The sequence below is a fragment of the Microtetraspora niveoalba genome (assembly GCF_001570405.1).
Classification (GTDB): Bacteria; Actinomycetota; Actinomycetes; order Streptosporangiales; family Streptosporangiaceae; genus Microtetraspora; species Microtetraspora niveoalba.
In genome coordinates this window covers 20,179-31,642 of sequence record NZ_BBYM01000036.1, presented here as the reverse complement: position 1 = coordinate 31,642, position 11,464 = coordinate 20,179, and the positions used below count along the sequence as shown (strand labels likewise).

The following is an 11,464-nucleotide window of genomic DNA, read 5'->3' as shown; positions in this document are numbered from 1 at the left end:
GAGACCGCCGCGGAACGCGCCGCGAGCCGCGCCGTTCGGGGCCATGGAACGCGCCACGTACGGTAAAGATCGATTTTGTCGGTCCTTTCCCGTAGCATTACCAGGCGTGATCTGGACATGATGGGACACTCGCACTCGCTGAGCGGGGCGGTCGTGTGGCTCGGGATCGCCCCCGGGCTGGCCGCGCTTCCGGCCGTGATCGCGCCGGAACTCGCCTCGGTGACCGCCAACGTGCTCAGCCCGACGGAGCTGATCGCCGGAGCGCTGGTCTGCGCGGGCGCCGCCATGCTTCCGGACCTCGACCACCCCAGCGCCACGATCGCCCAGACCTTCGGGCCGGTCACCTACTGGCTGAGCAAGGGGGTCAACGTCGTCAGCGGCGGGCACCGGCACGCCACCCACTCGTTGCTGTTCGCCATCGCGATGGGCCTGGGAACGTACTTCCTGGCCGACAACTATCCGATCGCGCGCGACGTCGTCGTGGTGCTCATGATCGGGCTCGCGCTGCGCGCCATCGGCATCGGCGTCCCGGGGAAGACGCTCACGTCGGCGGTGGTCAACGTCTTCCTCACCGCCGGGGTCTTCGCGACCTTCCACCTGCTGGGCGTGGGCTACGCCTGGCTCGGGGTCGCCATCGGCGTCGGGTGCCTGACCCACGTCGTCGGCGACTGCCTGACCGAGCACGGGTGTCCCGTGCTGTGGCCGATCAAGGGGCGGTGGGTCCTGCCGTACAAGATCGGGTTCAAGACCGGGAAGGCGTTCGAGCAGAAGGTGCTCGCGCCCGCGCTCTCGCTGGCCGTCGTCGCCCTGCTCTGCCTGCGGCTCATGCCCGCCTGATCTCGCCGCGCGCGTACGTGCCGGGGCGGGGGAAGGGCCCCGCCGGGCCACGCGTACCCCGCATTCAACGGGATTTCCCGAAAAACGCCGACAATCCGTCGACGAAATCGGGGCGCGGCGGGAGATCATGGCGGCATGGGCAACGCCTCCTGGACCACGGTCACGCTCGTGCTCGCCGTCGCGGCGCTCGCCGCGTGCGGGGGCGGAGGCGCTCCACCGGCGCCTGCCGCGGGGAGGGGTACGCCGTCCCTCGTGGGCGACGCGGCGCCCGCCCCCTCGGCCGCCGCGACGAGCGCGCCGCCCGCGAGCACGACCCCGGTGAGCACGCCGGCAGCGAGCGGCGCCGCGCCGGGGGCGGGGGCCCTGTCCCGCGACCAGGCGGCCACGCTGGCCACCCTCCGCAAGGTGGACGACCACCCGTTGTGGACGATGACCTACCAGGGCGGATACGACCGCCTCGCGACGGTCGCGCCCACGCTGACGCCCGACGCGTTCGGCTGCTCGCTGTTCGCCGCGCACGGCGACCCGGCCGACCCGGTGTTCGGCCGGAACTTCGACTTCGACCACCAGCCCGCGCTGCTGCTGTTCGCCTCGCCGCCGGACGGGTACGCGTCGGTCTCCATGGTCGACGTGTCGTACCTCGGGCTGAGGTCGGACGCCGACTTCACGACGGACGCGGGCAGGAGGGCCCTGCTGGGCGCCCCGCTGCTGCCGTTCGACGGGATGAACGCGAAGGGCCTGGTCGTCGGCATGGCCACGGTGCCCGAGGCGAAGCCGGGGGTCGACGCCGGGCGGCGCACCGTCGGCAGCGTACGGGTCCAGCGGCTGATGCTCGACGAGGCCGCGACCGTGGACGAGGCGATCGCGGTCTTCGGCCGGTACAACGTCGACTTCAGCGACAGCCCGCCGCTGCACTACATGGTCGCCGACGCCGCGGGCCGGTCGGCCGTCATCGAGTTCGACCGCGGAGAGATGGTCGTACGGCGGGGCGAGGGGCGGTGGCAGGCGATGACGAACTTCACCCTCACCGGGTCCACCGAGGAGAGCCGGCGGGCCGACCAGCGCTACCGGACGCTGAGCGAGGCCCTCGACGGCAGCGGGGGCAGGGCGCCGGGGGCCCGGGCGATGGATCTGCTCGCGAGCGTCAGGCAGGGCCACACCCAGTGGTCGATCGTCTACGGGCAGAAGAGCGGAGAGGTGCGGCTGGCCACCGGCCAGAGGTACGGCACGGTGCACGAGTTCCGGCTCCCTGTCGGCTGACCCGCACTTAATTTGATATCAAGATATCTACCGAGATATCTTGATATCGAGAGACTCCCGCGTCGCCGGTTAGGTGAACCTAACTGTCGGATGCGATCCGAGGGTGCGGGAGGATGCGAAGGCGAACTTTCTGACAGCCCGGAACCTGGGGAGGCGAAACGTCGTGTCCGAGAACAGCTTCGGCAGCCGCGACACGTTGCGCGTCGGTGACGCGTCCTACGAGATCTACCGGCTGGACGCCGTCGAGGGGTCGGCGCGCCTCCCGTACAGCCTGAAGATCCTGCTGGAGAACCTGCTCCGCACGGAGGACGGCGCGAACATCACCGCCGGCCACATCCGCGCGCTCGCGGGCTGGGACCCGAACGCCGCCCCGAGCGTCGAGATCCAGTTCACCCCGGCCCGCGTCATCATGCAGGACTTCACCGGTGTGCCCTGCGTCGTCGACCTCGCCACCATGCGCGAGGCCGTACGCGACCTCGGTGGCGACCCGGCGCGGATCAACCCGCTCGCCCCGGCCGAGATGGTCATCGACCACTCCGTCATCGTCGACTACTTCGGCGCCCCGGACGCGTTCGCCCGCAACGTCCAGCGCGAGTACGAGCGCAACCACGAGCGTTACCAGTTCCTGCGGTGGGGCCAGACCGCGTTCGACGAGTTCAAGGTGGTCCCGCCGGGCACCGGCATCGTCCACCAGGTGAACATCGAGCACCTGGCCCGCGTCGTCATGATCAGGGACGGCAAGGCCTACCCCGACACCTGCGTCGGCACCGACTCGCACACCACCATGGAGAACGGCATCGGCGTCCTGGGCTGGGGCGTCGGCGGCATCGAGGCCGAGGCCGCCATGCTCGGCCAGCCGATCTCGATGCTGATCCCGCGCGTGGTCGGCTTCAAGCTGACCGGCAAGCTGCCCGCCGGCGCCACCGCCACCGACCTCGTCCTCACGATCACCGAGATGCTGCGCAAGCACGGCGTCGTCGGCAAGTTCGTCGAGTTCTACGGCGAGGGCGTCTCCAGCGTGCCGCTGGCCAACCGCGCCACGATCGGCAACATGAGCCCCGAGTTCGGCTCCACCTGCGCGATCTTCCCGATCGACGGCGAGACGATCAGCTACCTCACGCTCACCGGCCGGTCCGCCGAGCAGGTCGCCCTCGTCGAGGCGTACGCCAAGGAGCAGGGTCTCTGGCTGGACCCGTCCGCTCCGGAGCCGGTCTTCTCCGAGTACATCGAGCTGGACCTGTCCACCGTCGTCCCGTCGATCGCCGGCCCGAAGCGCCCGCAGGACCGCATCACGCTGGCCACCGCCAAGCAGGCGTGGCGGGCCGCCGTCCGCGACTACGTGCCCGGCGACAGCGTCCAGGGCCCGGCCGACGAGGCGTCCGCCGAGTCGTTCCCGGCGTCGGACTCCCCGGCCATCTCGCACAGCGGCTCCGGCGACGTCCCGCACGCCGCCCGGCTCGACGGCGGCCGCCCGCACCGGCCGACCCCGGTCACGCTGGCCGACGGCACCTCGTTCGAGGTCGACCACGGCGCCGTCGTGATCGCCGCGATCACCTCGTGCACGAACACCTCCAACCCGTACGTCATGCTCGGCGCGGCCCTGCTCGCCAAGAACGCCGTGGACAAGGGCCTCACCCGCAAGCCGTGGGTGAAGACGTCGCTCGCGCCCGGCTCCCAGGTCGTCACCGGCTACTTCGAGCGCTCCGGCCTCCAGCCGTACCTGGACAAGCTCGGCTTCAACCTCGTCGGCTACGGCTGCACCACGTGCATCGGCAACTCCGGCCCGCTGCCCGAGGAGATCTCGGCCGCGGTGCAGAGCTCCGACCTCGCGGTGACCGCGGTGCTGTCCGGCAACCGCAACTTCGAGGGCCGGATCAACCCCGACGTCAAGATGAACTACCTGGCGTCCCCGCCGCTCGTCGTCGCGTACGCGCTGGCCGGCACGATGGACATCGACCTGAACAACGAGCCGCTCGGCGTCGGCGCCGACGGGCAGCCGGTGTTCCTCAAGGACATCTGGCCCTCGCCGGAGGAGGTCTCCGCCGTCGTGGCCGAGTCCATCGGCCAGGAGATGTTCCTGCACGACTACGCCGACGTGTTCAAGGGCGACGAGAACTGGCAGTCCCTGCCGATCCCGACGGGCGACACCTTCGAGTGGGACCCGGCCTCGACCTACGTGCGCAAGGCGCCGTACTTCGACGGGATGCCGGCCTCGCCCGAGCCGGTGACGGACATCTCCGGCGCCCGCGTGCTCGCGCTGCTCGGCGACTCGGTCACCACCGACCACATCTCGCCGGCCGGCTCGATCAAGGCCGACTCGCCCGCCGGGCAGTACCTCCGGGAGAACGGCGTCGCCGTCAAGGACTTCAACTCGTACGGCTCCCGCCGGGGCAACCACGAGGTGATGATCCGCGGCACGTTCGCCAACATCCGGCTCAGGAACCTGCTGCTGCAGGGCGTGGAGGGCGGCTACACCCGCGACTTCACCAAGGGCGGCGAGCAGTCGTTCATCTACGACGCCTCGCGGAACTACCAGGACGCGGGCATCCCGCTGGTGGTCCTGGCCGGCAAGGAGTACGGCTCCGGGTCGTCCCGCGACTGGGCCGCCAAGGGCACGGCGCTGCTCGGCGTCCGCGCCGTCATCGCCGAGTCGTACGAGCGCATCCACCGCTCCAACCTCATCGGCATGGGCGTGCTGCCGCTCCAGTTCCCGGAGGGCGAGAGCGCGGCCTCCCTGGGGCTGACCGGCGAGGAGACCTTCGACATCGCCGGGGTCGAGGAGCTCAACACGGGCGCCACGCCCGCCACCGTGACCGTGCGCGCCGGGGACGTCGAGTTCCAGGCCGTCGTGCGGATCGACACCCCGGGCGAGGCGGACTACTACCGCCACGGCGGGATCATGCAGTACGTCCTGCGGTCGCTGCTCGCCAAGAGCTGAGCGGCGGACGCCGGAACCCGGCCGCCCCATGCGGGCGGCCGGGGCGTGCCCCCGGACATCTCCGCCGGGCACGTACCCGAGGCCGTGAACCTCGAGCAGGCCGCGGAGCCGTCCGGGCCGGGACACCCTCCCGCCCCGGACGGCTCCGGTGCTTTCTAGACCATCCGCCCCAGCACGCCGAGGACTTCTTCGACCTTCTCCGGGGGCACCTCGCCGAGCCTCGCCGAGAACCGCAGGGGAGAGAGCGACCTGACCTGCTGGACCATCGCCCAGCTCGTCTTGCGCAGGCCGGAATCACCAGGGGGGATCTCCACATGGTGGTTCCATCCGCGCTCCCTGGTCGTGAGGGGAACGGCGATGACGAGTTCGAAGCCCGCCGTGTTGTAGTCGTCGTTGCTGATCACGAGCGCGGGACGCGGGTACGCCTGCTCCCGTCCGACCGGCGCGCCGAAGTCGGCGAACCAGATCTCTCCCTGTGAAATCTTCTTCACCGGTCTCCTTCGGGCAGGTCGACGAGCCCTTCCCACTCGGGGGCGATCTTCACGGAAGTGGATCGCGCACCATCGATCTGCTGAACCTCCGTCAGGTAGTCCTCCCACGCCTCCGGGTCCTCTTGCTTGGTCCGCTCGATCTGCGCCCGCACCTTCGTCCAGAACTGCTTCCTCTCGTACTGCCGGATGGCCTGTTCCACCACTGCCGTCATGGATTTTCCTTCCTGTTCGGCGAGTTTCGCGATCTCGTCGCGCGTGACGAAGCTGACCCGGATCGTCGTCGTCTTGGGTTCGGTGCTCATACTCAAGAGGCTACGACGGCGTCTACACAGCGGTCTACCGCCCCGTCTCAACTTGAGTTTAGTGACCATCCGATTACTCTCGCAAGAGGATTCGATTACGTAGGGTGATTGCCGCGGAATGTCGTCTATGGCGGCCGAGGTGGTCCCCGGAAACCGGGTTTCGGGCGGTGGTTAGCCTCTGCTGGCATGGATCATGACGTTCTTCTGCTGCTGATCGCCGGTCTCGCGGTGTGCGCGGGCGCGATCGTCCAGGGCGGGGTGGGATTCGGCCTGGGGCTGGTGGCCGCCCCGCTGCTCACGCTGCTCGACCCGACGGTCATGCCCGGGGCCGTCCAGGTGGTCAACGCCACGCTCCCGCTGTTCACGCTGGCCGCCGAGTGGCGCAGGGTGGACTGGCGCGGGCTCGGCTTCGGCGTGCTCGGCCGGCTGCCGGGCACGCTCGTGGGGGCGTTCGTGGTCGTCCACGTCAGTACGTCCGCCCTCGGCGTGCTCGTCGGCGGGATGGTGGTGGTCGCGATCGTGCTCAGCGCCCGGGCCGTCAGCGTGCCGCGCAACGCCGCGACCCTCGCCGGCGCCGGCTTCTGCTCGGGGATCACCGGGACCGCCACGGGCATCGGCGGCCCGCCGATGGCGCTGGTGTACCAGAACGCCAAGGGGCCGCAGATCCGGGCGACGCTGGCCATGTTCTTCTTCCTGAGCGCCGCGCAGTCCCTGATCGTCCTGCGCGTGGTCGGCAAGCTGCCGGAGCGGGCCGTGGTGGCCGGGCTCTCGCTGATCCCGTTCCTGATCGTGGGCTTCCTGGCCTCCCGGCCGCTCCGTCGCTACCTCGACGGGGGCCGGACGCGTGCCGCCGTCCTCGCCGTGGCGGCCCTGTCGGCCGGCACGCTCATCGTGCAGAGTCTGGCCGGGCAGACCGGCTGATCACAGTCTTGATCGTTGCCACAGGCAACAAACGTTACATTCCTGTGTCTTTCAACTGCATGTGGCCTGGATTACGTTGTGCCAAACAACATTCACCGGATCGGTGGGCGCCGTGACCCGGCGTCGCCGGACCGGCTCGGCGCAGAGCTCGGCGCAGCCCACACCCCCAGTGTCAGAGAAAGGACCCAGGCATCATGCGCAAGGGGATCCTCAGCATCGCCGCCGCAGCCGCGGCGCTTTCCCTCGGTCTCACCGCCTGCGGGGGCGACGACGGTGACACCACCGCGCAGGCCGGCGACGCCTCGTCCGCCTCCTCGGCCAAGCCCGGCAAGATCGGCGTCATCCTGCCCGACAGCAAGTCCTCGGCCCGGTGGGAGACCGCCGACCGCAAGTACCTCGAAGAGGCGTTCACGGCCGCGGGCGTCGCGCACGAGATCCAGAACGCGCAGGGCGACAAGAACAGCTTCCAGACCATCGCCGACCAGATGATCACCGGCGGCGTCACCGTGCTGGCGATCGTCAACCTGGACAGCGGCACCGGAAAGGCCGTTCTCGACAAGGCGAAGTCACAGGGCGTCGCCACCATCGACTACGACCGGCTCACCCTGGGGGGCAACGCCGACTACTACGTGAGCTTCGACAACACCGCGGTCGGCAGGCTCCAGGGCGAGGGCCTCGTCAAGTGCCTGACCGACCAGAAGGCCGACAAGCCGATCGTCGCCGAGCTGAACGGCTCGCCGACCGACAACAACGCCACACTCTTCAAGGAGGGCTACGACGGCGTGCTCAAGCCGAAGTACGACTCCGGGGAGTACGTCAAGGGGCCCGACCAGTCCGTGCCCGACTGGGACAACACCCAGGCCGGCACCATCTTCGAGCAGATGCTGACCAGCACCCCCAAGATCGCCGGTGTCCTCGCGGCCAACGACGGCCTCGGCAACGCCGCCATCTCCGTGCTGAAGAAGAACAACCTCAACGGCAAGGTGCCGGTCACCGGCCAGGACGCCACCGTGCAGGGCCTGCAGAACATCCTCGCCGGAGACCAGTGCATGACGGTCTACAAGGCGGTCAAGCAGGAGGCGGACGCGACCGCCCAGCTCGCGATCGCCCTCGCCCAGGGCCAGAAGCCGGCCGCGAACGGGAGCGTCAAGGACACCGAGACCGGCAAGGACGTCGCCGCGGTGCTGCTGACCCCGAAGGCCGTCTACTTCGACAACGTCAAGGACGTCGTCGCCGACGGGTACGTCACCAAGGACGAGCTGTGCACCGGCGACTTCGCCGGCAAGTGCGCCGAGGCCGGAATCAGCTAGCCACCCTTCCCGGCCGTGTACGGCTCGCGCTCCGGAGGCCGGGCGTGCGGGCGTCCCCACGAGACGCCCCGCGCCCGGCCCGCGGGCGGTGCCGGCCCCCGAGCAACGGAGTAGTCCATCGTGTCCCAGGCACCTGTCCTGGAGCTGCGCGGCATCGACAAGAGCTTCGGTCCCGTGCAGGTCCTTCACGACGTCGCCTTCTCGGTGCACCCCGGCGAGGTGACCGCGCTCGTCGGCGACAACGGAGCGGGCAAGTCCACGCTGGTGAAGTGCATCGGCGGCATCCATCCGATCGACTCCGGCGAGTACTTCTTCGAGGGCGAGAAGGTCCACGTCGGCGGCCCCAGGGACGCGGCGGCCCTGGGCGTCGAGATCGTCTACCAGGACCTCGCGCTGTGCGACAACCTCGACATCGTCCAGAACATGTTCCTCGGACGGGAGCGCAGGAGCGGCCTGGTCCTCGACGAGGCCACCATGGAGGAGCTGGCGGCCCGGACCCTGGAGAGCCTGTCGGTCCGCACGGTCACGTCCCTGCGCCAGCGGGTCTCCAGCCTCTCCGGCGGCCAGCGGCAGACGGTCGCGATCGCCAAGGCCGTGTTGTGGAACAGCAAGGTCGTCATCCTCGACGAGCCCACGGCGGCGCTCGGCGTCGCGCAGACCGCGCAGGTCCTCGACCTGGTGCGCCGCCTGGCGGACAAGGGGCTCGCCGTGGTGCTCATCTCGCACAACATGAACGACGTCTTCGCCGTGTCCGACCGGATCGCGGCGCTCTACCTCGGCCGGATGGCCGCCCAGGTGAAGACCTCCGAGGTCACGCACTCGCAGGTCGTGGAACTCATCACGGCCGGACGCAGCGGCGAGCTCGGCCTGCAGAACGGCAACGGAGCGACGCCATGACGACCACCACGGTTCCCGAGAAGGGCACGACCGGCGCTCCGGCCATCGGCGCGCACGCCCGCGACTACGTGGAACGCGTCCGCGGCGGCGATCTCGGCGCGCTGCCGGCCGTGATCGGGCTGGTCGTGCTGTGCGCGGCGTTCTCCGTCCTGCGCCCGGCGTTCCTGTCGCCCATCAACTTCGCCAACCTGTTCACCCAGGGCGCGGCGGTCGCGGTCATCGCGATGGGCCTGATCTTCGTGCTGCTGCTCGGCGAGATAGACCTGTCCGCGGGCTTCGCCAGCGGCGTGTGCGCCGCCGTCCTCGGCGTGCTGCTCACCAACGAGGGCTGGCCCTGGTACGCGGCCGTCCTGGCCGCGATGGCGACCGGCGCCGTCATCGGCCTGGTGCTCGGCACGCTCGTCGCCAAGCTCGGCATCCCCTCCTTCGTGGTCACGCTGGCCGCGTTCCTGGCGTTCCAGGGCGTCGTCCTGCTGCTGCTCAAGGAGGGCACCAACATCTCGATCCGGGACGAGACGATCCTGGCCGTCGCCAACAAGAACATGCCGCCGGCGCTCGGATGGGGCTGCGCGGCGGCCGGCGTGCTGATCTACGCGGCGCTGCAGGTCGTCCAGGCCCGCCGCCGCGCCGCGAGAGGGCTGCCCGCGACACCGATGCCGATGATCGCGTTCCGCGTGGGCGCGCTGGCGGTGATCTCGGGCGCCGCCGTCTTCGTGCTCAACCTGGAGCGCAGCCGCAACGCCGCCCTCGTCTCGCTCAAGGGTGTGCCGATCGTGGTGCCCGTGATCGTCGTCCTGCTGCTCGTGTGGACGTTCGTGCTGCGGCGCACCGCGTACGGCAGGCACATCTACGCGGTGGGCGGCAACGCGGAGGCGGCCCGCCGCGCGGGCATCGACGTGGACCGGATCCGCATCTCGGCGTTCGTCGTCTGCTCGTTCATGGCGTCGATCGGCGGGATCATCGCGGCCTCGCGCGCCAACTCGGTCGACCCGAACACCGGCGGCAGCAACGTCCTGCTGTTCGCCGTCGGCGCCGCGGTCATCGGCGGCACCAGCCTGTTCGGCGGCAAGGGGCGGGCGCTGGACGCCCTGCTCGGCGGCGCCGTGGTCGCGGTGATCGAGAACGGCATGGGCCTGATGGGCTACGCGGCGGGCGTCAAGTACGCGGTCACCGGGTGCGTGCTGCTGCTCGCCGCGGGCGTGGACGCCCTGTCCCGCAAGAGGGCGGCGGCCACCGGCCGAGGGTGACCCCGCTAAGGTGGTCCACGACAATGAACCCCCGACGAAGCCCGGACGGATGATGCGCGCAGGTCCCTCCCAGGAGGAGATCCGCAGGCACAACCTGGGCACGCTGCTCCGCCACGTGCACCTGGGCGGGCCGACGTCCCGGGCCGAGCTGACCAACCGCATGGGGCTGAACCGCAGCACCATCATGGCGCTCACCGCCGAGCTGACGTCGGCGGGACTGGTGCGCGAGGAGCTGCCGCGGGAGACGGGCCGGGCCGGACGCCCCTCCCTGGTCGTACGGCCGGAGTCCGCCCGGGTCTACGTCCTCGCCTTCGACGTGGGCGTGGACCGGCTGGTCGCCGCCCGGGTCGGCCTCGGCGGCGTGATCCTCGACCGCCGGGAGGCCGTACGGCCGCGCGAGGGCTTCGGGATGCCGGAGGTCGTCGCCGCGCTCGCCGGCTTCGCCCGCCAGATGCACCGCAGGACCCGTCCGGACACGGTCTGCGTCGGGGCGGCCGCCGCCGTGTGCGGCTCGGTCGGGCCGACGGACGGCGTGGTCAGGTTCGGCCCCAACATCGGGTTCAGGGACGCGCCGTTCGGCGAGGAGCTGACCAGGAGGCTCGCGCTCGGCCTGCCCGTCACGGTCGGCAACGACGGCAACGTGGGCGTGGTCGCCGAGCAGTCGCGCGGCGTCGGCGTCGGCTGCCGCGACCTCGTCTATCTGCACGGCGACGTGGGCATCGGCGGCGGCATCGTCGTGAACGGGCAGTTGCTGGGCGGTCTCGCGGGGTACGGCGGCGAGGTCGGGCACATGGTCGTCAACCCGGGAGGGCGCCGCTGCGCCTGCGGGTCCCGCGGGTGCCTGGAGGCCGAGGTCGGCGAGGACGCCCTCATGGAGCTCGCCGGCCGGGGCGGCGACGTCGTCGGCAGGGAGGCCGTGCGCGCGATCGTCGACGCCGCCGGGCGGGGCGACGTCCGGGCGCGGGACGCGCTCAACCGGGTCGGCGACTGGCTCGGCCTCGGCGTCGCCAACCTGATCAACATCTTCAATCCGGAGATGATCGTCTTCGGCGGGGTGCTGCGGGAGCTCTATCTCGGCGCGGCCGCCCAGGTCAGGAGCCGGATCAACACCTCGACGCTGGTGGCGTCACGTGAACGGCTGCGGCTGCGCATCTCGGCGCTGGGAGACGACGCGACGATCGTGGGGGCCGCCGAGCTGGCGTTCGCCCAGGTGCTCGACGACCCCCTTGAGGTGCTGTCCCGCCTCGGCTGAGGCGGGACA

10 protein-coding genes are annotated in these 11,464 nt (G+C 70.6%); 8 read left to right on the top strand and 2 right to left on the bottom strand.

Annotated features, from left to right (window positions below; translation table 11 throughout):
- Window positions 1-117 precede the first annotated feature (117 nt).
- The 3 genes from AWQ70_RS30120 to AWQ70_RS30110 all read left to right on the top strand — a co-directional run bounded on the left by AWQ70_RS30120 (window position 118) and on the right by AWQ70_RS30110 (window position 5,035).
- Window positions 118-837: a metal-dependent hydrolase gene (locus AWQ70_RS30120; RefSeq protein WP_067183503.1), complete on the top strand. Its 720-nt coding sequence runs from the start codon at window positions 118-120 to the stop codon at window positions 835-837.
- Window positions 838-972: 135 nt separating this feature from the next.
- Window positions 973-2,097, top strand: coding sequence for a linear amide C-N hydrolase (locus AWQ70_RS30115; protein ID WP_084517968.1), 1,125 nt, complete (start codon window positions 973-975; stop codon window positions 2,095-2,097).
- Between the two features lie 163 nt (window positions 2,098-2,260).
- Complete coding sequence (locus AWQ70_RS30110; protein ID WP_067183499.1) at window positions 2,261-5,035, top strand: aconitate hydratase; 2,775 nt, start codon at window positions 2,261-2,263, stop codon at window positions 5,033-5,035.
- Between the two features lie 155 nt (window positions 5,036-5,190).
- Here AWQ70_RS30110 and AWQ70_RS39405 read toward each other — a convergent pair whose 3' ends face one another.
- Both AWQ70_RS39405 and AWQ70_RS39400 read right to left on the bottom strand, forming a co-directional pair.
- Window positions 5,191-5,526, bottom strand: coding sequence for a type II toxin-antitoxin system PemK/MazF family toxin (locus AWQ70_RS39405; protein WP_067183495.1), 336 nt, complete (start codon window positions 5,524-5,526; stop codon window positions 5,191-5,193).
- Window positions 5,523-5,828 carry a ribbon-helix-helix protein, CopG family gene (locus AWQ70_RS39400; protein WP_067183492.1) on the bottom strand — a complete coding sequence of 102 codons (306 nt, stop codon included), beginning with the start codon at window positions 5,826-5,828 and terminating at the stop codon, window positions 5,523-5,525. Before AWQ70_RS39400 ends, AWQ70_RS39405 begins: the two co-directional genes overlap by 4 nt.
- A gap of 186 nt (window positions 5,829-6,014) precedes the next feature.
- On the opposite strand from AWQ70_RS39400, the gene AWQ70_RS30095 reads away from it, so the two are divergent.
- The 5 genes from AWQ70_RS30095 (at window position 6,015) to AWQ70_RS30075 (ending at window position 11,455) form a co-directional block, all read left to right on the top strand.
- The gene (locus tag AWQ70_RS30095; protein ID WP_067183489.1) at window positions 6,015-6,749 is read left to right on the top strand and encodes a sulfite exporter TauE/SafE family protein; all 735 of its coding nucleotides are present in this window, start codon (window positions 6,015-6,017) and stop codon (window positions 6,747-6,749) included.
- Window positions 6,750-6,943: 194 nt separating this feature from the next.
- Window positions 6,944-8,059: a sugar ABC transporter substrate-binding protein gene (locus AWQ70_RS30090; RefSeq protein ID WP_067183487.1), complete on the top strand. Its 1,116-nt coding sequence runs from the start codon at window positions 6,944-6,946 to the stop codon at window positions 8,057-8,059.
- A gap of 120 nt (window positions 8,060-8,179) precedes the next feature.
- Window positions 8,180-8,956, top strand: coding sequence for an ATP-binding cassette domain-containing protein (locus AWQ70_RS30085; RefSeq protein ID WP_067183484.1), 777 nt, complete (start codon window positions 8,180-8,182; stop codon window positions 8,954-8,956).
- Complete coding sequence (locus tag AWQ70_RS30080; RefSeq protein WP_067183480.1) at window positions 8,953-10,203, top strand: sugar ABC transporter permease; 1,251 nt, start codon at window positions 8,953-8,955, stop codon at window positions 10,201-10,203. Before AWQ70_RS30085 ends, AWQ70_RS30080 begins: the two co-directional genes overlap by 4 nt.
- Before the next feature lie 52 nt (window positions 10,204-10,255).
- Window positions 10,256-11,455 (top strand): ROK family transcriptional regulator, encoded by a 1,200-nt coding sequence (locus tag AWQ70_RS30075; protein ID WP_157530628.1) that lies wholly within the window; start codon window positions 10,256-10,258, stop codon window positions 11,453-11,455.
- The last annotated feature ends 9 nt before the right edge of the window (window positions 11,456-11,464 follow it).